General features: G+C 49.8%; 20 protein-coding genes. 10 read left to right on the top strand and 10 right to left on the bottom strand.

All coding sequences use genetic code 11. From position 1 onward, the window contains the following. Position 1 precedes the first annotated feature (1 nt). The 3 genes from pyrF to A8707_RS10630 all read left to right on the top strand — a co-directional run bounded on the left by pyrF (position 2) and on the right by A8707_RS10630 (position 1,946). Positions 2–712 (top strand): orotidine-5'-phosphate decarboxylase, encoded by a 711-nt coding sequence (gene pyrF / locus A8707_RS10640; protein ID WP_068816790.1) that lies wholly within the window; start codon positions 2–4, stop codon positions 710–712. A gap of 3 nt (positions 713–715) precedes the next feature. Continuing rightward, entirely contained in the window at positions 716–1,270 is a 555-nt protein-coding gene (locus A8707_RS10635; protein WP_068816789.1) for a hypothetical protein, read from the top strand. Positions 1,271–1,346: 76 nt separating this feature from the next. Beyond that, complete coding sequence (locus A8707_RS10630; protein ID WP_068816788.1) at positions 1,347–1,946, top strand: helix-turn-helix domain-containing protein; 600 nt, start codon at positions 1,347–1,349, stop codon at positions 1,944–1,946. A 94-nt stretch (positions 1,947–2,040) separates the two neighbouring features. Here the strand turns inward: A8707_RS10630 and A8707_RS10625 are convergent, their stop codons facing one another. Beyond that, entirely contained in the window at positions 2,041–2,757 is a 717-nt protein-coding gene (locus tag A8707_RS10625) for a uracil-DNA glycosylase (RefSeq protein WP_068816787.1), read from the bottom strand. Between the two features lie 148 nt (positions 2,758–2,905). Between A8707_RS10625 and A8707_RS10620 the strand changes: the two genes are divergently transcribed. After that, positions 2,906–3,610 carry a phosphoribosyltransferase gene (locus A8707_RS10620; RefSeq protein ID WP_068816786.1) on the top strand — a complete coding sequence of 235 codons (705 nt, stop codon included), beginning with the start codon at positions 2,906–2,908 and terminating at the stop codon, positions 3,608–3,610. Positions 3,611–3,640: 30 nt separating this feature from the next. Next, positions 3,641–3,937 (top strand): hypothetical protein, encoded by a 297-nt coding sequence (locus A8707_RS10615; protein WP_197484723.1) that lies wholly within the window; start codon positions 3,641–3,643, stop codon positions 3,935–3,937. On the opposite strand, the gene hpsP is transcribed toward A8707_RS10615, so the two are convergent. The 4 genes from hpsP to hpsL form a co-directional block, all read right to left on the bottom strand. Next, positions 3,923–5,095: a hormogonium polysaccharide biosynthesis glycosyltransferase HpsP gene (gene hpsP, locus A8707_RS10610; RefSeq protein WP_068816785.1), complete on the bottom strand. Its 1,173-nt coding sequence runs from the start codon at positions 5,093–5,095 to the stop codon at positions 3,923–3,925. The genes A8707_RS10615 and hpsP overlap by 15 nt on opposite strands. Positions 5,096–5,105: 10 nt before the next feature. After that, positions 5,106–6,278 (bottom strand): hormogonium polysaccharide biosynthesis glycosyltransferase HpsO, encoded by a 1,173-nt coding sequence (gene hpsO / locus A8707_RS10605; protein ID WP_068816784.1) that lies wholly within the window; start codon positions 6,276–6,278, stop codon positions 5,106–5,108. Further along, positions 6,275–7,252, bottom strand: a complete 978-nt coding sequence (hpsN, locus tag A8707_RS10600; RefSeq protein WP_068816783.1) for a hormogonium polysaccharide biosynthesis glycosyltransferase HpsN — start codon at positions 7,250–7,252, stop codon at positions 6,275–6,277. The genes hpsO and hpsN overlap by 4 nt, the downstream gene beginning before the upstream one ends. A gap of 69 nt (positions 7,253–7,321) precedes the next feature. After that, complete coding sequence (gene hpsL, locus A8707_RS10595) at positions 7,322–8,941, bottom strand: hormogonium polysaccharide biosynthesis protein HpsL (RefSeq protein WP_068816782.1); 1,620 nt, start codon at positions 8,939–8,941, stop codon at positions 7,322–7,324. A 390-nt stretch (positions 8,942–9,331) separates the two neighbouring features. Here hpsL and A8707_RS10590 point away from each other — a divergent pair, with 390 nt between their 5' ends. The 3 genes from A8707_RS10590 to mtnA all read left to right on the top strand — a co-directional run bounded on the left by A8707_RS10590 (position 9,332) and on the right by mtnA (position 13,927). Continuing rightward, on the top strand, positions 9,332–10,558 hold the full coding sequence (locus tag A8707_RS10590; RefSeq protein WP_068816821.1) for a glycosyltransferase: 1,227 nt from the start codon (positions 9,332–9,334) through the stop codon (positions 10,556–10,558). Positions 10,559–10,701: 143 nt separating this feature from the next. Beyond that, a complete protein-coding gene (dxs, locus tag A8707_RS10585; RefSeq protein WP_068816781.1) occupies positions 10,702–12,594 on the top strand; it encodes a 1-deoxy-D-xylulose-5-phosphate synthase in 1,893 nt (630 codons plus the stop codon). Between the two features lie 271 nt (positions 12,595–12,865). After that, positions 12,866–13,927, top strand: a complete 1,062-nt coding sequence (gene mtnA / locus A8707_RS10580) for an S-methyl-5-thioribose-1-phosphate isomerase (protein ID WP_068816780.1) — start codon at positions 12,866–12,868, stop codon at positions 13,925–13,927. Positions 13,928–14,029: 102 nt separating this feature from the next. Here mtnA and A8707_RS10575 read toward each other — a convergent pair whose 3' ends face one another. Further along, on the bottom strand, positions 14,030–14,719 hold the full coding sequence (locus A8707_RS10575; protein WP_068816779.1) for a PD-(D/E)XK nuclease family protein: 690 nt from the start codon (positions 14,717–14,719) through the stop codon (positions 14,030–14,032). A gap of 45 nt (positions 14,720–14,764) precedes the next feature. Beyond that, positions 14,765–15,031 (bottom strand): hypothetical protein, encoded by a 267-nt coding sequence (locus tag A8707_RS10570; RefSeq protein ID WP_068816778.1) that lies wholly within the window; start codon positions 15,029–15,031, stop codon positions 14,765–14,767. A 239-nt stretch (positions 15,032–15,270) separates the two neighbouring features. Between A8707_RS10570 and A8707_RS10565 the strand changes: the two genes are divergently transcribed. After that, complete coding sequence (locus A8707_RS10565) at positions 15,271–16,503, top strand: S-layer homology domain-containing protein (RefSeq protein ID WP_068816777.1); 1,233 nt, start codon at positions 15,271–15,273, stop codon at positions 16,501–16,503. A gap of 6 nt (positions 16,504–16,509) precedes the next feature. Here the strand turns inward: A8707_RS10565 and A8707_RS10560 are convergent, their stop codons facing one another. Next, entirely contained in the window at positions 16,510–17,838 is a 1,329-nt protein-coding gene (locus A8707_RS10560; RefSeq protein WP_068816776.1) for a GAF domain-containing sensor histidine kinase, read from the bottom strand. A gap of 391 nt (positions 17,839–18,229) precedes the next feature. Here A8707_RS10560 and A8707_RS10555 point away from each other — a divergent pair, with 391 nt between their 5' ends. Continuing rightward, the gene (locus A8707_RS10555) at positions 18,230–18,547 is read left to right on the top strand and encodes a DUF3155 domain-containing protein (RefSeq protein ID WP_068816775.1); all 318 of its coding nucleotides are present in this window, start codon (positions 18,230–18,232) and stop codon (positions 18,545–18,547) included. Between the two features lie 289 nt (positions 18,548–18,836). Here A8707_RS10555 and A8707_RS10550 read toward each other — a convergent pair whose 3' ends face one another. Together A8707_RS10550 and A8707_RS10545 are read right to left on the bottom strand one after the other, a co-directional pair. Beyond that, entirely contained in the window at positions 18,837–19,370 is a 534-nt protein-coding gene (locus A8707_RS10550) for a cofactor assembly of complex C subunit B (RefSeq protein WP_068816774.1), read from the bottom strand. 78 nt (positions 19,371–19,448) lie between these two features. Next, positions 19,449–19,832, bottom strand: coding sequence for a PadR family transcriptional regulator (locus tag A8707_RS10545; RefSeq protein WP_068816773.1), 384 nt, complete (start codon positions 19,830–19,832; stop codon positions 19,449–19,451). Positions 19,833–20,571 lie beyond the last annotated feature (739 nt).

Raw genomic sequence — 20,571 nt, 5'->3', positions numbered from 1 at the left:
TATGCCCGTTTCTGACTGCATTATTGTGCCGCTTGACGTTGCTTCTGAAGCAGAGGCGATCGCGCTGATCGAAAAACTTCCGCACGTCACCTTCTGGAAAGTTGGGCTGGAATTATTTGTCAGCAGTGGTGCCTCGATTTTGACGAGTCTCAAAGAGCGACAAAAGCGCATTTTTCTCGATCTCAAGTTTCACGATATTCCGAATACGATCGCGGGAGCCTGTGCTGCTGCTGCTCGCTATGGAGTCGATCTAGTCACCATTCATGCAACCTGTGGCAAAGAGGGGCTGCACCACGCTCAAACGGCGATGCAAGCTAGTGCAGATCAAGCTGGGTTACCTGCCCCAAAACTAATTGCCATTACGCTGCTGACGAGCATTTCTTCTCGCAGTTTGGCGTTTGAGTTAAAAATTCCGTTAGAGTTGCCAGAATATGCGCTGCACATGGCACTGTTAGCGCAAGAAAGTGGCTTGTCGGGGGCGGTTTGTTCGCCTCAAGAGGTGGCACAACTGCGGCAAAGCTGCGGCAACGACTTTACGCTAGTGTGTCCCGGTGTTAGACCGACTTGGGCAGAAGCCGGAGATCAAAAACGCGTCATGACTCCGGCGGCAGCGCTAAAAGCGGGAGCCAATTATTTAGTGATTGGTCGCCCGATCACGGCGGCAGATGATCCGGCGAGGGCGTTCGATCGCATCTGTGAAGAATTGAGCTAGTTTGTGAAAAAACTTCTAACAGGTGGGCTGAGTGTGGTTTGGTTGTTGGGTGGCTCGATCGAGTCCTCTGCAATTTCGATAAGACCTGTCAGTCACGCCTGTCCGTCAGAGGTTGAGCCGTTGACTGCGCTAATGCTGCGAGACTTGCCCGGATATGCAAATCGGGTGATTGTGCGATCGCGCACTCGCTACCCAGCGATTTCTTCACTCGACTCGATCATCACCGCAGGCAGACCCGAATTTGTACCCTTGCCTCTGACTTCTGGCACCTTTTCAACGATTCCAGATCCTCAAAACGCCTCGGATTTGCGTCAGGTCTTTATCACCACCCTAGAGCGACAAAACGTGGCAGGCACGGCGATCGAGCTTCAACAATTTCACTGGCTCTTTTTGACCAAAACCGAAAGCGGTTGGCGATTGGCACTGATGTTTACGCGCACCGGAGTTACGTCAGTTGGACCGCCGATCACGCCTCCGAGAGAGAGCAGTCAAGGGGTCATCGGGCAAGCCGTCCGGACTTGGTTAAGAGACTGTAACGCTGGAGCAGTGAGGTCTTGATCAGCGTTGCGATCGAGCGACTGAATCACCCAAACTCGGATAAGATGAGCATCTCGATCGTACCCGTCACAAACTCATGCCGTTAAACGAGAAGCAGATTAAGATTCTGCAAGCCATTAATGCCGGAAACATCTCAGGAGACAGCATCGCTCAGGCACTCGGAACGTCGATGCAAATGCTGCGATATTATCTAGACACGATGGCAGAAGATGGCTATCTAAAAGCGGCAAAAGTTTTTGACAATAAGACGAGAGAGTTTCTAATTGTTCGAGCCTATCTGACTGAAGAAGGAAAAGCTGCTCTCGATCGGATAGGTTCAGATCAAACGTCCAATCAAGTTGACGAAACAACACAAATCTCTCTCGAAGCTGACGTTAATAAAAGCCCTCCTGAAGAGATAACGGCGATTCTCAAATCGTTGGATGTGCTGAAAGAATTTGTCGATAAACTCCCAGACGGAAGACGTGAGTTAGCGATCGTCTATCTCGAAGATCTGCAAGCTGAAATTAAAACTGTCTATCGCCGAAAGCCCCAGAGAATTAAAGCTTACTTTCTGGCGGTGTTGAGTGTGATTCTTCCGATCGTCCAACAACTCAACAACGCCGCAGACTTTCTAGAATGTACAAAGTTCTTGTCTAGCAAACTAAATATTCCGGTTAAATTACCATCGTTGTAATCTCATCCTCAAGCGCTTTACAGACCATTTCTTAAAGCTTAATGATGAAGACAACCCCACCTAACGGAGTTGTCTTTTCCAAAGTGCCTGATCGTTAGGACTCGGCGCGCATCTCATCTAGCTTCGATCGCACTGCCTGAATATCTTGCCACATCAACCATTTAGGACTGCCCTGATCGCGTGACTGGTTTCGCAGCAGATAAGCAGGGTGAAAAATCGGCATATACATCCGTCCGTCTCGATCGATCCACTGACCGCGAACTTTGGTAATGCCTTGCTTAATGCCCACTAGGTTTTTCATCGCAGTTGCCCCGGTTAACAAAATAATTTTGGGGTCAACCATGCGAATCTGTTCAAGCAAATAGCCTTTGCAAGCTTCCGCTTCGTCGGTTGAAGGTGTGCGGTTTTCGGGTGGGCGACACTTGACCACGTTGCAGATGAAGACATCTTCTTCGACAGTGAGCTTCACCGACTCTAAGATTTTGTCTAATAGCTGTCCCGATTTGCCCACAAATGGTAGCCCCGTTTCGTCCTCTGTTTGTCCTGGACCCTCACCCACAATCATAATCGGGGCATTCAGGTTGCCTCGCCCGACGACCGCATGAGTGCGATTGGCTCCGAGATCGCAGCGATGGCACTGATTGCAGTGGTTGCTCATTTGCTCCATCGTTTGATAAGTGCCGATCGGAATCGGAATCTTGGCACTCGTCGGAATCAAATTGGGGTCAAAATCTTTTGGCGGCTCTTTAGGGGCAGTCGGCTCTGGGCTAGATCCCAAATCAAATAAACTAATCTGTTCTTCATTAACCATGAATCGGCAGGCAGGACGTTTCGATTTATAAATTCTAGGTTGAAAGGAAGGGTTTGAGGGCGATTGAGCGAAATAGTTTTAGGAGAAGTCTTTCCTCTACCGAATCGTTCATCATAAAAGAAAGCCATTGACTCAACTGGAGGAAGTAATGTCTCTTTCTCGATTGTCTCAAGGATCTGGAAACGCGACGATTTTTGTCGATCGCCACGATGCCGGAGAAAAGCTGGCTCAAGCCGTCTTAGCCGAAGCGCAAACGCTGCCGGATTCTACAAAATTTGTGGTGTATGCGCTGCCTCGCGGTGGATTGCCTGTGGCGGCACCTGTAGCGCGGGCGTTGGGCTGTCCGCTTGATGTGATCGTGGCGAAGAAGATCACTCGCCCTGAAAATTTAGAACTGGCGATCGGAGCCGTGACCGCCGATGGACAGGTTCTCTGGCAAAAAACCGTGTCATCTGATCAGGGGCGATCGCGCGAAGAAGCCCTGCGGGTTGCTCAAACCAAGGCTCAAGCACAGTTGGCTCGATTTGTCGATCGTCCTGATATTGACCCTGAAGGAGCGATCGCGCTAATCGTCGATGATGGCATTGCTACGGGAATGACGATGGCGGTGGCGGTGAAGTCGCTGCGAACTCGCAACCCGCTAGAGATTTGGGTTTGTGCGCCCGTGGCACCTTTGGGAATGGTCGATTCGCTGCGGCGATGGAGTGATGCTTCAGAACGTCGCGGAGTCGATCGAGCCATTATTCTCGCGACTCCTGACCCATTTTGGAGTGTGAGCCGTTTTTATCAAGTGTTTACCCAGGTCGAAACGGACGAGGCGCTTGCGTGTTTGCAAAATTTCTATAAAAATTAAGTCTCGGTGACGTTAAGGAACTAACAATTTGTGATCAGACAGTGGCGGCACTTTTGGAACACGCTGGCGATTTCAGGGCAATACAATCCGCCTCAGTTAGTTGAAACGCTGATGCTCTCGCTGTCGATGATTTTGTTCATCGTGTGGATGGTTAATCCAGAGACTCCTTATTTGCTGTTGGGGTTGGTTTATACGATCGGAGCCTGTGCGTCTATTTTGGTGAGGGAGTCGCTGATTCAATCTCCCCGGCTGCGACCCATCCAAATGGCGGCGACGGTGCTGCTGGTCGTCAGTTTATATGGATGTGTTGACCTAATCGTCTCGTAGGATTTGCGAATAAGCTTCAATCATCTGCTGGGCGATCGCTGACCAACTATAAAATTTTTGGGCGTGAGTTTGGGCGTTGAGTCCTCGGCGTTGTTGCTCGGCGCGATTGCTCAACGCAAGTCTCAAAGTTTCGGTTAATGACTCGATCGTGCAGGCACTTACCCAACCTGATTGAGATTGAGTAATATCTTGCCAGATGTGAACCTGATCAGAAATCACAACGGGCGTTCCGGCTGCCATCGCTTCTGCAACGGCGATGCCAAAATTTTCGTAGTAGGACGGCAAGATAAATAAGTCGGCTTCTTGCAATAGGGTCGTTTTCTCACCGCCAGAAATAAATCCGGTGAGAGTGGTGCTATCGTGCAATACAGACGATTGAATTTGATCTCGAATCTTCGCCTCATAAGCCTGATCTTGAGGATTTGCTCCTGCTAAGATAAATTGAAACGATCGACCTTCGTTAGCCAGGTTTTCCAAAGCTGGAATCAGCAAATCGAGTCCTTTTTTGGGATCGATGCGAGACATAAAGAGCAGGAGAGGACGATCGCTCGGAATCCCAACTCGACTGCGGAACGATTGCTCGGCTGGTTTGGGCAGCGTCACGCCCAGCGGAATCACCAGATCGTGAGTCAACGTGCCAAAGCGATCGGAGACTTTTGCCTCCTGGTCGCTCGTGAAATGGATGGCGGCGGCTCCTGCTAGATTGGAACGCTCCAACAGTGCAGCATAGAGATTTTTGATTCGGCGTTTTTTCTGCAAGTCGGCAGGGTCGAGCGTCCCCAACGGTCGTAGAATGTAGGGCAGGTTTTGGTGTCTTGCAACGGTGGCGGCGGCTGTACTCACAGGTGAAAATAGAGCGTGAATATGCACCAAATCGTAGCGATGACCATATTTGGCTAACCATCGCAGCAGGTTGAGTGAAAACTTATAGCGGCGAAACGGCGAACAGCGAAAGTAATAAATTTCATAGCCATCTTGCTTGACGGGAGATTCTAACGGCACGTCTAGAGGCGGTTGCCCCATATCACCGTTTGAGTCAGTGGTCAACACCGTCACCTCTACACCCTCAGCAGCAAGCGCGGCTGAAAGACCCATCACCATTTGACTAGGACCACCGTAAATCAGAGCGATCGAGGGAACGATTTGCAGAATTCGCATAGGAAAGGATTTAGGTAAGTTGCAGATCGCGATAGAAACTCAATAATTCTTTAGCCAGAGCGTGATTGGTGTATTGAGCGATCGCGCGTTGATAGCCTCGTTGACCAAGTTCTCTCGCGTGTTCGGGGTGATCGATGAGTTGAGTGAGCCGATCGTTCAACGCCGCTACGTCTCCTTCTGGAAAAACCAGCCCAGCATCGGCAATCACGTTGGGAATCTCACCCGAATCAGATCCAATTACAGGCACTTGACACGCCATCGCTTCGATCAGGACGTGCCCAAATTGCTCTTTCCAACCCGATGAGGTGAGCGTTTTGAATTGATGAGTCGTTTCAGAAGGCAGCACTAGCGTATTCATTAAGTTGATGTAGCGAAAGACCTCTTTATGAGGAACGCTTTCGACCCAGATTAAGCGATCGAGCACTCCCGCTTGTTTTGCCCGATCGAGCAGCGTTTCTTTCAGCGCTCCGCGTCCCAATAAGAGCCATTTCCAGGGACGATCTTTGAGATTCACTAAAGCATTCATCAAGGTTAATAAGCCTTTCTCTTCGACAAATCGCCCTACAAATCCGACGACAAAATCTGAAGGTTTAATGCCCAATTGAGCGGCAAGTCTTGGTTGAGATTGGGGACGAAACAGATGCTCATCGACTCCTAATTGGGGCATAACTCGCATCGCTTTTTGATAGCCTCGTTGACGCAAAACCTCGGCTCCGTCTTGATTTCCGACAACAACGCCATCGGTGTGGCGGAGATTATATGCTTCTAGCTGCGACACCGGGAATTTTAGCGAATACGGCAGATTCCACCAGGTGAAGAATAAGTTTTTTGCCTTCAGTCCGAGGAGACGATTCAGCGTGATCATTTGAGCGTAAGCCAGCGATTTAGCCCCTTGCTCAACCTGAATGATATCTGGTCGAAAGTCTCGCATTAACGCAATCAAATCCGCCCCAAAGGTGAGCAGTCCCTGGTTGTTTTGGCTGAAGTTAGAGACGGGGACGACCCGAAAAGAGCCTTCCATCCGAAATCGAGCTTCGACCATGTTCTTCATCACGCCTCCCGGTTTCCAGCGTTTTGGAACCACGATCGTCACTTCAATTCCCGGTTCTAAATTCGCTAAAACGCGCAGTTTTTCGCAGTTGAGATCGACGATATACGAATGACTGGCAACTAAGATTCTCATAAAGTCACCTCAGAGGATTCTTGACTATAAAGTTGACTGTTTTGTGATCGCAGCACCGTCTTCAACGCCTGCAAAAATCCCAGAATATAGAACCCGAATCGAGTCACAACTTTGATCGGCGAACCGCTTTTGTGACACGGGGGACGACCCAACACATGACAGTCAAACAGCCGCAAGAAAAATCGACACGCCTGCCAGAACGTGAGATTTTTAAAGCCCATTAAAAAATGATTGTGATAGAAGGTGATTTGATATTTTAGCGATCGCGTGCTGATGTCATGACAGCCCCCGGTTTCTTCACCGAGATGAATCAGATGCGCCTCTGGGTCATACCAAATCATCAATCCCGTTTTGCGAATGCGTAAACAAAAGTCTGATTCTTCTCGCACCGCGCTGCCCTGAAACCGTTCGTCAAACCAGACCCCATGCTGCTCAAAAATCTCGCGCCGAAACGACATATTGCAGCCCCTGGCACTCAACACCTGCTGCGGCTTGACGGTATGTACAAGATTAATGTGATACCAGGCGATTCCAGGATTCATCGCTTCGGGCGGCAGGTCTTGGATTTCTAAACCGGGCTTAAAATCGGCTAACTTCATGCGATCGAAGACTCGCCCCGCGACGGCTCCAATATCGGATCTATCTAGATAATTTTTGGCATGAGCAGATAAAAAGCCCGATTCGAGCTGCACATCGTCGTCTAAAAACAGCAAAATCTCACCCTTCGCCTGCCGAACTGCATAATTTCTCGCCCCTGGCAAACTTGCCCAACTAACTCGAAACAGCCGAATTTTGCCAGAGTTCTCCAACTCATCCAAAAATTTCTGAATCTCTGGCTGATGCGCTTGCGTTTGATCCACGACCAGCACTTCAAAATTGGGATAATCCTGCTTCAAAACATCTTGCAACGTCTCCTGAAGCGGCTCTTCGCGCCCATAAGTAGGGATAATCACAGAAATCAGGGAGCAAGTCATGATGGCGGCAGAGAGGGACGGTTTAGTGTTCCCACGAGTGGGAGGGAGTGTTGAGACAATAGGAGAAAATTAAGGATCGGGAGCGATCGGGCGACGTTTCTTCTTTGGGGGGATTGGGTCTACGATCGCGGCTTTTTCCTGCTGATCCAACACAGGTAACTTCAAGACAACTCCAGCAAAAAACCAGTAATACACCGCAACCGGATCGACATCTAACGGGTAGTAATAAGTGTTGTAGCTGATGACGAGCACAAACGTCCAAAATGATGCCCCATAGCCCCGCAGACTTTTATCACGCACCGATCGATACGCTCTAAACGTGCTTACTGTCAACGTCGTCACCAGCGCTAGGAATAAAAACGCCCCGATCGGTCCGATCTCAAATAGCAGTTTGGGATAGTAAGTCTCAATCAAGGCAGTTTGCCCCAAGCCGCGAGCGGAATTGGTTGCCCGACCTAGCCCTCTGCCTAAAAAGCTTGACTTGCCGTTGTCAGAGAAGTCAGAAAATTGACCTGCAATAAAGTCAGTTGGAGGCGAGGCATTCCAGCGATCGACCGCACTATTCCAGCGTTCTGTAACCACCGCTGGGTTTGACACCATCACCCCGCTCATCAGCAGCCCCAACACTAGCGCGATCGGAATAAATCGCTTCAAATTGACCACTTGACCTGTGGTGATCAGCAAAATCACGATTACGATCGGCACGAGCAGCAGCGCAATTCTTTGACCCGAAACCACCGCCAGCACCAGCGTTGCCGCCATTGAACCCAACCCGACTCCGCGCCACAAAAAAGACGGATCCATAAACGCAACCGAGAAGCTAAAAAAGGCGCTAGAAATCAGAAACCAGCCCCACTGCCACGGCGCGACAAACGTTCCGGGTAGCCGAATTACGCCCTGTTCTTCGTTGTAGAGCAGCGACCCGCCTACCAAACATCTTGCTTCTAGAGAGGCTTTAAACAGGGCTGCCCCTTCGCCCACGGTGCCCTGACACCTCCCAGTCTTGAGGAATATGTACTGCAAAAACGCGAGACCACAGCAGATCAAAATAATCACTGCGGTGACTCGCATTAAGAAATGCAAATCTTCTTTTTTGCGTAATAAATAATACGCACAGGGAATCAGGGGCACATAGCCGAGCAAAACTTTGATGCCCAAAACTCCCATCAAAAATGGTTTCTCAGTCCCGTTACCCGAAAATTGCTGTGCGCCATTCACAAACAGCAGCACCAAAATGCAGTAAGCCAAAAAGATTCCTAATGCAGGCTTTAAAGCTTTGGGCATTAAAAACGGCTGCTTTCTGAGCTTGCAGTATTGAATGACTGCAATCAGAGCGGGGATATAAAACCCGTCTTTGGCAAGCTGAAACAGAGGATTGTTGCCCCCGATCGAATAAGTCACCGTTCCGCTAAAGGGCATATAGAACAGGAAAGCGTAGAGGGCTTGCCAGGGATATTGAAACGAAATCATCAGAATGAAAACGGCGGTTCCTCCACCGACCCCACCCTTAACGCCCCCGACGATCGCCATCAGTAACCCTGCCACGATCGCTACTGCTGCCGCCACTGACGCAGCATTGATCACGTCCTTGCGAGTCTGTGCCGCTTTGCGTTTAGCTGCCAACTTTTCTTTAAGGCTCAAAGTCGGAGTGGTTTCGGCAGGTGACGATTTGAGTTTGCGCTTAGGCATGAAAGCAAGATTATAGAGAGTCTGAGCTGTGTGACAAACGTTCTACGCGATTTCACTTATCCGATCGCTTGACAAAAGAGGCACCCCAATCCTAGCTTAGAGAGCCATCTATAATCGCTCCATAAAACCACAGGAGCTTGACCGTTTTTTCATAGGTTTGTTTGTCTCTAAGCCGTATATTTACGGATTCCCATCTGTGAATGTCTGGCACTTTCCTATCGGCAGGGGTGATTTAAAGGAAAATACCCCTTAGAGTGGTTTCTTTAAGCGAAACACTGCATTTATGGTTAATGCTTCAAATAAATATGATTGCTATAAATTCGCTTGGATTGCTCACAAGCAGGTTTTAGACCTAGACTCGTGACCCCCGACCCAAAACTCGATTTCACTATGAGTATTAACTTATCTCGCCCTCTTTTAGCGGTGCCATCAGGAGTGCTGCAAGTGCCTCCTGTGCCCGATGCGGCGCTGACGACTCGTCCGGTCTATTTTTCGTTGGTTGTGCCTACTTACAACGAGGGCAAAAATATTCGGCAGATTGTTCAGATTCTCAGCCGATTGTTGGATCAGGCATTGCCCAATGACTATGAGCTGATCGTAGTGGATGATAATAGCCCCGATCGCACCTGGGAACTGGCTCAACAGTTGATGGCAGACTATCCGCAGCTGCGAGTCATGCGTCGTCAAACTGAGCGGGGGCTGTCAACGGCAGTGATTCGAGGGTGGCAAGCAGCGACTGGGCAGGTTTTGGGCGTGATTGATGGAGATCTACAGCATCCGCCAGAGGTGTTGATTGAGCTATTGAACACGATCGAGCATGGGGCAGACCTGGCAGTGGGCAGTCGTCATATCGAAGGGGGCGGCACGAGCGATTGGGGGCTGGTGCGGCGGATGCTCTCGCGGGGTGCCCAACTGCTAGGTTTGATGATTTTGCCCCGTGTGATCGGGCGCGTCTCTGACCCGATGAGCGGCTATTTTATGGTGCGTCGAGCCGCGATCGCCGAGTGCCTGATGAATCCTTTGGGCTACAAAATTCTGATCGAGGTGTTGGGACGGGGCAACGTTGAGGAAGTGGCAGAAGTCGGCTATGTGTTTCAAGAGCGGCAAGAAGGCGAGAGCAAAGTCACTTGGCGGCAGTATGTTGAATATTTGATGCACCTAGCAAAGCTGCGATCGCGGGGACGAATTACACGGCTCAGAGAGCGGTTCCCGATCGCTCGATTCCTGCGATTTGGCTTAGTTGGGTTGAGTGGCGTGTTTGTCGATTTTGCAGTGTTTTATCTGCTGCGAACTCAGCTAGGCTTGCCGATCGCTCGCAGCACGATTTTGTCTGCCGAAGTTGCGGTTGTGAACAACTTTCTGTGGAATGATCTCTGGACGTTTGGAGACATTGCTAGACAGCAACCAGGCAAACGGCAGCGACTGCGGCGATTCTTTAAGTTCAATCTCGTTTGTCTCGCTGGCATTATTCTGCAAGCGCTGCTGGTGAGTTTGCTGCACGATGCGTTTGGGGTGAATGAGTTTGCCGCGAAATTGGGCGCGATCGCGATCGTCACCTTCTGGAATTTTTGGATTAATCTCAAACTCAGTTGGCGCGTCACCGATGTGAGGAAATAGCGATTTTTGCTGAGTTGCATCACCTTGATGACTGTGCAGAGGCGATAAGGGTTCTCAATTCTCGGAATCAATTCCTCTAATGAATTACAGTGATAAAAGGTAGATAAAATTACCGATTCACACATTCCAAGGATATTCCCGGTATGCATCTGAGTGAATTGACTCACCCAAACCAGTTGCACGGTCTGTCGATCTATCAGCTTCAGCAAATTGCTCGTCAGATTCGTGAAAAGCATCTGCAAACGGTCGCAACCATTGGAGGGCACCTCGGTCCTGGATTAGGGGTCGTCGAGCTAACCCTGGCACTTTATCAAACCCTAGATCTCGATCGCGACAAAGTGATCTGGGATGTTGGGCACCAAGCCTATCCCCACAAGCTGATCACAGGGCGCTATGCCAACTTTGACACGCTACGTCAAAAAGACGGCATCGCAGGCTATCTTAAGCGCGGTGAAAGCAAGTTTGACCATTTTGGCGCAGGTCATGCCTCTACGAGCATCTCAGCAGGTCTTGGAATGGCTCTGGCACGCGACGCGAAGGGCGAAAATTTCAAAGTGGTCTCGGTGATTGGCGATGGCGCACTCACGGGCGGCATGGCACTCGAAGCGATCAATCACGCAGGTCATTTGCCCAAAACTAATCTGCTCGTCGTGCTAAACGATAACGAGATGTCGATTTCGCCCAACGTCGGCGCGATTCCTCGCTATCTCAACAAAATGCGTCTCAGTTCGCCTGTTCAGTTTCTCACCGATAACTTAGAGGAACAGTTCAAAAATATGCCCTTCTCGCCCGAACTGTTACGGCTGAAAGAAGGCATGAAGCGTCTGGCAGTTCCCAAAGTAGGAGCGGTGTTTGAAGAATTAGGCTTCACCTATATGGGTCCGATCGACGGTCACAATCTTGAAGAACTGATTGCCACGTTCAAACAGGCGCACCAGCATCCAGGTCCGGTTTTGGTGCATGTGGCGACGGTGAAAGGCAAAGGCTATGCGATCGCTGAAAATGATCAGGTCGGCTATCACGCCCAAACGCCTTTTAACCTGGCAACGGGCAAGGCGAATCCCTCCAGCAAACCCAAGCCTCCGGGCTACTCGAAGGTGTTTGGTGAAACGCTAAGCACGATCGCTGAAAACGATCCGCGCGTCATTGGCATCACGGCGGCAATGGCAACCGGAACGGGATTGGATATCTTTCAGAAGCGAGTGCCCAAGCAATATGTGGATGTTGGCATCGCCGAACAGCACGCTATCACCCTCGCCGCTGGACTCGCTTGTGAAGGAATGCGCCCCGTTGCGGCAATCTATTCCACCTTTTTGCAACGAGCGTTTGATCAAATTATTCACGACGTTTGCATTCAAAATCTGCCCGTGTTTTTCTGCCTCGATCGGGCAGGAATCGTCGGATCAGACGGTCCCACGCACCAGGGAATGTATGACATCGCCTATCTTCGCCTGATTCCCAACATGGTGCTGATGGCTCCCAAAGACGAAGCCGAATTGCAGCGGATGATTGTGACCGGAATCAATCACACGAGTGGTCCGATCGCCATGCGCTATCCCAGAGGCAATGGCTATGGTGTGCCCTTGATGGAAGAAGGCTGGGAAGAGTTGCCGATCGGAAAAGGTGAAATTCTCCGTCAGGGCGATGATCTCCTGTTGCTCGGCTACGGCTCAATGGTTTATCCCTCGATGCAGGTTGCCGAAATCTTGAGCGAACACGGCATTGAATCTACGGTAATCAACGCTCGATTTGCCAAACCTCTTGATACCGAGTTGATCTTGCCGTTGGCTGAAAAAATCGGTCGAGTGGTGACGCTCGAAGAAGGCTGTCTGCCCGGTGGATTTGGTTCTGCGGTGGTCGAAGCTCTGATGGATGCCGATATCACCGTCCCCGTCAAGCGGATCGGCGTTCCTGACATTTTGGTTGACCATGCTACACCTGACGAGTCAAAAGCAGAATTAGGATTGACTCCGCCGCAAATGGCAGAGCAAATTCTCAAATTGTTTAGCCGTCAGCCGTCGCCTGTTAGCGTGTGAGCGATCGTCCATTTTTGAGGCGCTGGGGATTGGGTTGATCGCAACCGTTCAACCGATGATGGCACAATAGACCTCTTGCAAAAGTCCCTGCCCTCACCCTAAATTCCTCTCCCACATGTGGGAGAGGGACTTTGAAATCTGGCTCCCCTTCTCCCAGACTTGGGAGAAGGGGTTGGGGGATGAGGGCATCTTCGGACTTTCGCAAGAAGTTTAATGAATCGTTGGTTCCAGCCATTATTCTTAACCTGTCGTCAACCAATCCCTAGCCCTTATGTCTCTTCAAAACCAGGTCTTCCCCGTTATTTGGCAAGCCGATCGTGTCTTGCTGATTGACCAAACTCGCCTCCCTAATGAATATGCGCTGGTCGATATTCATCGCTGTGACGACATGGCAGAAGCGATTAAAACCATGATCGTGCGAGGTGCCCCGGCGATCGGAGTTGCCGCCGCCTATGGAATGTATCTCGGCGCACGAGAAATTGAAACCAGCGATCGCGATCGCTTTCTCACCCACCTCGAAGACGTTGCCAAAACGTTACGCGCCACTCGCCCCACGGCGGTTAATTTGTTCTGGGCGATCGAGCGAATGCTCAAAACGGCACGTCAAACCTTGGGCAGCGTGGACTACTTAAAAGAAGTCTTGCTTGAAACGGCGAAGACGATCAATGCCGATGATATTGAAACGTGCAAAGCGATCGGAGATTACGGGTTATCGGTTCTGCCGTCCACGCCAGGAAAACTGCGGCTGTTGACTCACTGCAACGCCGGGGCGCTCGCAACGGCTGGATATGGCACTGCTTTGGGAGTGGTGCGATCGACGTGGCAAGCCGATCGGCTGGAACGGGTTTATGCCGATGAGACGCGACCTCGACTGCAAGGCGCAAAACTGACCGCTTGGGAATGTGTGCAAGAGGGCATTCCCGTTACGGTGATCACCGACAACATGGCGGCACACTGTATGCAGCGCGGCATGATTGATGCGGTGGTTGTCGGAGCCGATCGCATTGCTGCCAACGGCGACACCGCTAATAAAATTGGGACTTATAGCGTGGCTCTGATTGCCAAAGCGCACAAAATTCCGTTCTTTGTCGCGGCTCCTCTTTCGACGATCGACTTCAAGATTAGCGATGGCAGTCAGATTCCGATCGAAGAACGCGATCCGGCTGAAATCTATCAGGTCGGAGAAACGATTCTCTGTCCGCCCGGAGTTGATTATTACAACCCTGCGTTTGATGTCACCCCGGCAGAATTAGTGACAGCGATCGTGACTGAACATGGAGCGTTTGCCCCCAGTCAACTCCACTTAGAGCTGTATTCAAAGCAGGTTGTTTAGAACCTAGTGTAAATGGGTTTCGGCTCTGCTCAACCCGCTGGGAATTTTGGCTTTAAGCGTTGAGTGGAGCCGAAATGCGTCCTCCGGTTCACATTATCTACTTTAATCTCTGAAATAGCCCTGTCGTCGCCAAAACCGATCGACGCGTTCTTCCCACTGCTCCCAATAGTCGGTCATCGCGTCTGGCTCAAACCAAAACACTTCGGCGGGCATCTCTGGAATGGCAACCACCAGCAAAGCATGACGCAAATTTAAGTCATAGTCTTGATAAAGCTGATTGACTGCTCCGCAATATGCCGCCAACTGCAACGGGTAGTCATAGAGTCGATCGACCGTTTTTTTAGGTTTATCTGACGTTTTCCACTCACAGATGCAGGGCGTTCCTTCAAAACTGGCGACACAATCCACCACGCCGCCATAGCGAAGTTCGTCGTGAAAGATCGTCCCTTCGACTAAGCGAACTTGCTCGATCGACTTGACGATCGGCTCCATACTTTCCCAATAGGGACGCACCGCTTCGGGGCACGGAGTGGTTTCACCCTGCAAATAGCGCTGCACATGGCGATGAGTTCCGGTGCCGCGCCGACTCGCAGCCTGCGTGATTTGAGACGCTTCCTCGACTCCGATGCGCTGCTGCCAGTCAAACAACGCTTTGCGCTGCTCTGGCGGTTTGGTCGCGTTGAGAATCGCCGTCACACTGGGAACGCGATCGCCCCGATCGGTGACGTAATACTGCTTCCCCGATTCCCGCACCTGTTTTGCTTTATAAGGTGGCAACCCTTCCTCTATCATTTCTCTCCTCCTCTCGGCAGCGTAAACCAAAACGTCTCTCCTTCCCTAGTTTACAGACTGCTTTGATTTGCCCTTTGTGAACGGTGATGATCTGCTGATGACGGTCTTCACTAGAGAATCGAGTTCATAGGGCAAAACGATGCTTTCACGATCGCGAGAGTGAGTTTCTAAACGTGAATGAATCAGATCAAGCGGACGATCGCACCTGTGAAAGATTCGATTTTTAGTCACGATCGCCCTATCGCACGGCATTGAGAGAAAATATCCTACCATGTAAAAATAAAGCTCATTTAAGTTCATTTGATGCATCATAAATAAGCTGATTCCTAACCACTTCCAAAAGTGTCATAGCGATGGAAACATCTCTCTTTTAGCAAGGGTCTTGAGATACATAAAGGTAGACAGAATGAGCGTTAAAAATCTGCAATCTACAACAATGTTTCAGGAAAGATTCAAGATCTTCCTGTAGTTAGACGACAAGATTACTTAACTCATTCACTGTCTATTTGATCAAGTTAAAAATCAACGCAATTAGTTGGGAACGACTCAATATGTCTATCGCTTTTAAGTCTGGAACCGCTCTCTTACTCACCCTCGGCATCACGGCAACGGCAGCAGCTCCGATCGTGATTTCTGCGCCTGCGTTTGCTCAAACCACATTCTTTGATGTCTCTTCAAACTATTGGGCAAGTGGTTTTATTCAAGAGCTTGCCTCTCGGAATGTCATTAAAGGCTTCCCCGATGGATCATTCCGCCCAAATGATCCGGTGACTCGTGCTCAATTTGCTGCCATGATTCGTCAAGCATTTCCCAATGCTCCAAGAGTTCGCAGCGCAATCAACTTCGCTGATGTCCCGACTAACTACTGGGGCTATGAGGCAATCCAAACCGCCTATACCAGTGGGTTTTTAGCGGGCTATCCGGGTGGCACGTTTCGCCCCAATGAAAACATTCCTCGCGCTCAATCGCTGGTTTCTTTGGCAAATGGGTTGCAATATGCCAGCACCGCTCCGGCTGATACGACGCTGCAAATCTTCCGCGACGCGTCTGCCATCCCAGGCTATGCGCGAGGCAGCATTGCCGCCGCCGCCGAACGCCGCATTGTCGTCAACTATCCCGATGTGCAGTTGCTTAACCCTAACCAGGTTGCAACCCGCGCTGAAGTAGCTGCCTTTATCTTTCAGGCATTGGTCAGCACTGGGCAGGTTGCGGCGATTCAGTCTCCTTACATCGTGGGTCAAGCAGTTACGCCTCAACAAGTAACCATTCCTGCTGGCACCTCGATTCCTTTGCGTTACTCAAAAGCTGACAAGATCTTGCTGGCGAAGAACGAGCCAAATCCCACCCCGATCACGCTTGATGTGGCTCAAAATATCGTCACTTCCAACGGGACGGTGTTGATTCCGGCGGGAAGTCAGGTGTCAGGTCAACTGGTGGTGTCTCAAGGGCAGGCACAGTTTGTTGCCAGTCAACTGACCTTGCCGAATGGTCAACCGATCGCGATCGATGCGACCTCTAACGCCATCACCGAAACTGAAACCATTCGTCGCGGCGTTAACGTCGGCTCGATTCTTAAAGATGCGGCTCTAGGGTCTGCGGCGGCGGCTGGCATTGCGGCAGTCACGGGCGATCGCAACATCAAAGCTGGAGAAGTCTTGATTGGCACAGGCGCGGGTGCTTTGGCAGGTCTGATCTTTGGCAGCGATCGAGTGGATCTGATCTCGATCAAACCCAATTCTGACCTGAACTTACGCCTAAACAACAACCTAGTCTTGCCTCGGTAAGCGAGATCAGGTTCTTCCCAGTTTCACCACAAACGTAGTCCCGTGATCTTTCGGCGGCTGGTCAGAATTTTCTGAAACCCAGCCGCCGTTTTGCATGGGGCTAAAGACCTCGATTTCACCGTGCATCTGCTCGATTAACTGATCGGCGATCGCTAACCCCAACCCTGACCCCGGAATGTCGGTCGTCTCTTGCACTCCTCGATAGTGACGCTCAAACAGATGAGGCAAATCTTGCGACGGAATTCCCAAACCTGTGTCGCTGACTCGGATGATCACTTGATCATCCGAATCAGCGACACGAATATGAATTTGTCCTTCAACGGGCGTGTATTTGAGCGCATTATCAATCAGGTTGCTTAAGACCTCGCGCAGCGCTCCTTGATTTGCCCACACAGATGGCAAACTATCAGGAATCCACGATCGCAGGGAGAGTCCTTTTTCTTGAGCGATCGCCTCTGCTGACACCAGCAAAGGCTGCAAAATCTCACTCACACTACAGAATTCTAACGTCAGAGTTGAACCCGTTAAGACTCCTGCCGGAAGCAGTGGAATCGGTCGATTGACCGTTGAGGGTTCCTCACCTAAATCCATTGAGATCAGGTCTACATCGCCCAGGTCGATCGCGTGATCAAACTGCTTTAACAAGTCTTGCAGGCGATCGCTTTCTCGCACAATGCTCGTCGCGACTTCTCGATTCGAGTCTTCGGGTCTTAACCGTCTCAGCAGCAGTTTGCCAAACGTGCGAAGCGCCGTTAATGGATTTTTAAACTGATGCAGCAAATTATCTAAGATATCATGCTGATCGCTTTGTAAGAGTCGCTGCTGACGATGCGTTTGATCGAGCCACTGAGCGCGCTGATCCATCACATAAGCCAGCGCGATCGTGTCTGCAATTCGCTCAATCTGAGTGCCTTCCCACGTCGTCCACGGGCGATCGTTCCGCTCACTCACCAACAGTCCTAAAACCATGCCATCGTGAACCAGGGGCAACACCATCTGCTGTGGTTCTGCTGCCAAGCTATTTCTTAACGAGACAGATGACTGATCTCTTCGATCGTCCTCGTCGTCTTTTTCGTCTACCGAGTCAGGGGCAAAAAACTGGCGAGGCATTGCAGAAACCGCATCGGCAGCGGGCGACAGAGCCAACTGGCGTGATCGTTCTAGCGCCAAAGCCGACTCAGGATATGCCGCCACTGGAACCAGTCTAGCCTCTGCCCCCTCTACCAGTGTCTCAGTCAAATAGACCACGCTCATTGAAGCCCCCAACACCTGAGTGAGCAAAGCGACCTGCGATCGACACAACGCTACAAATTCTGAACTGGTCGGCAGCAACATGCCTTCAGGTGCCTCGCCTTAAATTAAGATTGACTTAAACATTGAACCCTCGTAAGTTAGTAATAGCGGCATCACTCCACGCTAGTACTCTAGACTTTAACCGACGAACTGCTGTTTGTTGACTCCCTGTCAGCCTATATTTCTAGTTCAACGTGATTCAGTCTGCGGTTTACTAGCATCCCTACACGCAGTTACAGCCGATAAGTCTAAGGTTAGCAAGCACCAATCTGATCAATTCAGTGGATGTTCTTGAAGGCATTCTACCTAAAGCTTAAGATTTTGTATCATTGCGTTAAGGGAAGTTGATATCTGAAGCCAGAGCAGATATACTTGCGACGGCTTTTGTAACGATCACTACAACTCAATAATTAGGATTTAGGAGGTAAGGGGTTTGGCAAGGAGACGTAAGCGTAAAAGCCGTCGGCGGCAAGAAGGGCGCAGAATTTTAGAAAATGTGCCTCAATACAGCATTGAGTGTGGCGAAGACAAACCTGTCACGGCTGCCCGAAAGTTCATCCATTCTGAAGGTATTCATCCTCCTGCACTGTTGCTAGTCAAGAGAAATGAGCATACCACGGATCGGTACTTCTGGGCTGAGAAGGGTCTTTTCGGCGCGCAATATGTCGAAGAAAACCATTTCTTGTTCCCCAGCCTCAAAACTAACGACGATGAGCTAGAACCCATTGGGGCTTCTACAAGTAGTCATTAGAGACCAGAGGCTTCTACATAGCCCATTGTTTAGCCAGACGGTTGTTTTTAGTAGCTGATCATCAGTAAAGCCCAAAAGCACCGTGCTATGCGAGTAAACGTTAAACTCCTTAAGCTGATGAAATTGAGCTTCAGATCACTATAAAGTCTAGAAGTGGTCGTTTAAATCTGTCTTAAGCTAGAAACATCCCGGTTGCTCAGTTTGGTATTCTTGGTCTCAATAAATAGCCCTCCCAGGTTTCTTAACGTGAGAGGGCTTTTTTCATGATGGTTTGGCTAGCTGGCAAGTTTCATTCTGCCGCCTTCAGCCCTAAGATGCGCTGTAGCTCTGCCAATTCGTCCCGGTGAGCTTTGACTGTGATCAGGCTTTTTGTCTCTGCGTTTGTATTGGGCATAGATTCAACCTTGAGCAAAACTTGCTCAGATCGCTTTGCGCCGCGCCAATAAAATATTCCTGCCAATGGAGGTAAGAGCAACAAGCCTAACCAGACGTTTGACAAGTCTGAAACTAGGTAAGACAGCATTAAGATGAGGCACAAAGCTGCTGTCGCTGCCAACAGAGTCAGAAATCCTGCTAAGAATAGGCTAGGACGCACCGTTCCTTCAAAGATGACTTCGTTTTTAGCGGCATCCAACGACACAACGCGGTAAGCACGCTGATCAAAATATTGCCGTAATCGAGTCAACAAAGACGCTTCTGATTGCTCAGAGGCAAGGGTAATCACCTGAGTTCGATCTTTAACCGATGCTCGGATGAAGAAAACCAGCCCGATCGTCATCAACAGGGTCAAAAAGAGAGTAGATGGAATGACGGATGTACTCATTAAGTCAACCAGGTTGTAAAAGCGTCCTGTCTACTTCAGTGTAGTGAACAATGGAATAACTTTTAAAACCTGGAGAACTTATCGCTCTGCGCCACTGGCTTGGGGCATTTTGCTAGCGTGGTCGCGTTTGACAGCGTATTCTTGCCAAAGTCTTGCCAGATCTTGCGCCTGAGGCATTGCTTCAGGGCGAATCTGATACATTCGACGGGGACGACCTCTACCCTCAACTTTCTTCCAGTAGCCTGTCACCATCTCTTCGTCTTCAAGAAACTTAAGCGCGCTGTAAAGCACAGTATCTGAAAGTCTATAGAGAGGATGCTCTGACTCTAGTAGCTGGATTAGCTCTGTCCCGTAGGAGTCGCCTCGCAAAAGAACTGCGAGAACGTAGCACACCGCCAGCTCTTTATTTAGATAAAAAGGAGGTGGGTCTTTGAAAAATTGATAGATATCTTCAAACTTCATGTGTCTTAATCCAAGCGAGTGACAAAACAACGTTTCTCTAATGGCTTATTGAGAGAAGCAGTCAAGCTGATTGTTTAAGATGACACCACAATGTTAGCAGTTGTGCCTCTAGGCTTGCCGTCCTTCAAAAGGGTTAAATTACCCTGAGCGTGAAAAATTGGGTGAAGACGTAGAGCACGATCGTCTAGTTACGATTGATGATGAATGGATGACCCAAGTCTCCAGAAAACGTGCTTTGTGTGGACGTTTTTGACGGGTTAGCTTTTCAAAACGCAACGTGATTCTGCGGTCAAGTGTCTCAGGGAGTTGCTCAAGCATCAGGGCATTCATACCCTTAATGGGTGAAAGTGCGCTTAACCTAAGCAGCAACTCTGTTAGATTGCTCAACCATACATAAATTGTACAACTTCATTTTTAATCATGCGTTCTAATTTGCAGGTGAAAAAGTAGATTATGGTTACGTTCTTAAAATCATTAGACTCCCATTTTTTGCGGTGAAGAAATGAAGGTTTTGTAGCAGTGGTCATTCTATTAGACTCTTCTGAATTGTTAGTAGTATCTGACGAATTTTCTGATGTTGACAAAAAATGTTTTCACAGTGCGTTTGGCTCCTGCTAAGGTTACTAGCAGGTTTCTGTCACTCTAAACAGAGCAAAATGGCTCTTCGGCTAGCCAAAGCTAGAAACTCTTTCAGCATCAGCAGTCTGTAAGCAAATCATTACCCCATCAGAGTTTGTAA

The organism is Phormidesmis priestleyi BC1401, assembly GCF_001650195.1.
GTDB classification, from domain to species: Bacteria; Cyanobacteriota; Cyanobacteriia; order Leptolyngbyales; family Leptolyngbyaceae; genus Phormidesmis_A; species Phormidesmis_A priestleyi_B.
Note: the sequence above shows the minus strand (reverse complement) of the source record. Positions and strands in the feature narration are given on the sequence as shown.

Excerpts from the sequence above, each read along its gene's own strand:
- A8707_RS10575 (WP_068816779.1), bottom strand. The coding sequence starts at position 14,719 with ATGATAGAGGAAGGGTTGCCACCTTATAAAGCAAAACAGGTGCGGGAA.
- hpsP (WP_068816785.1), bottom strand. The coding sequence starts at position 5,095 with ATGCGAATTCTGCAAATCGTTCCCTCGATCGCTCTGATTTACGGTGGT.
- dxs (WP_068816781.1), top strand. The coding sequence starts at position 10,702 with ATGCATCTGAGTGAATTGACTCACCCAAACCAGTTGCACGGTCTGTCG.
- A8707_RS10550 (WP_068816774.1), bottom strand. The coding sequence starts at position 19,370 with ATGAGTACATCCGTCATTCCATCTACTCTCTTTTTGACCCTGTTGATG.
- A8707_RS10630 (WP_068816788.1), top strand. The coding sequence starts at position 1,347 with ATGCCGTTAAACGAGAAGCAGATTAAGATTCTGCAAGCCATTAATGCC.
- A8707_RS10565 (WP_068816777.1), top strand. The coding sequence starts at position 15,271 with ATGTCTATCGCTTTTAAGTCTGGAACCGCTCTCTTACTCACCCTCGGC.
- hpsL (WP_068816782.1), bottom strand. The coding sequence starts at position 8,941 with ATGCCTAAGCGCAAACTCAAATCGTCACCTGCCGAAACCACTCCGACT.
- A8707_RS10545 (WP_068816773.1), bottom strand. The coding sequence starts at position 19,832 with ATGAAGTTTGAAGATATCTATCAATTTTTCAAAGACCCACCTCCTTTT.
- mtnA (WP_068816780.1), top strand. The coding sequence starts at position 12,866 with ATGTCTCTTCAAAACCAGGTCTTCCCCGTTATTTGGCAAGCCGATCGT.
- A8707_RS10560 (WP_068816776.1), bottom strand. The coding sequence starts at position 17,838 with ATGTTGCTGCCGACCAGTTCAGAATTTGTAGCGTTGTGTCGATCGCAG.
- pyrF (WP_068816790.1), top strand. The coding sequence starts at position 2 with ATGCCCGTTTCTGACTGCATTATTGTGCCGCTTGACGTTGCTTCTGAA.
- A8707_RS10625 (WP_068816787.1), bottom strand. The coding sequence starts at position 2,757 with ATGGTTAATGAAGAACAGATTAGTTTATTTGATTTGGGATCTAGCCCA.
- A8707_RS10590 (WP_068816821.1), top strand. The coding sequence starts at position 9,332 with ATGAGTATTAACTTATCTCGCCCTCTTTTAGCGGTGCCATCAGGAGTG.
- A8707_RS10620 (WP_068816786.1), top strand. The coding sequence starts at position 2,906 with ATGTCTCTTTCTCGATTGTCTCAAGGATCTGGAAACGCGACGATTTTT.
- A8707_RS10570 (WP_068816778.1), bottom strand. The coding sequence starts at position 15,031 with ATGATGCATCAAATGAACTTAAATGAGCTTTATTTTTACATGGTAGGA.
- hpsO (WP_068816784.1), bottom strand. The coding sequence starts at position 6,278 with ATGAGAATCTTAGTTGCCAGTCATTCGTATATCGTCGATCTCAACTGC.
- hpsN (WP_068816783.1), bottom strand. The coding sequence starts at position 7,252 with ATGACTTGCTCCCTGATTTCTGTGATTATCCCTACTTATGGGCGCGAA.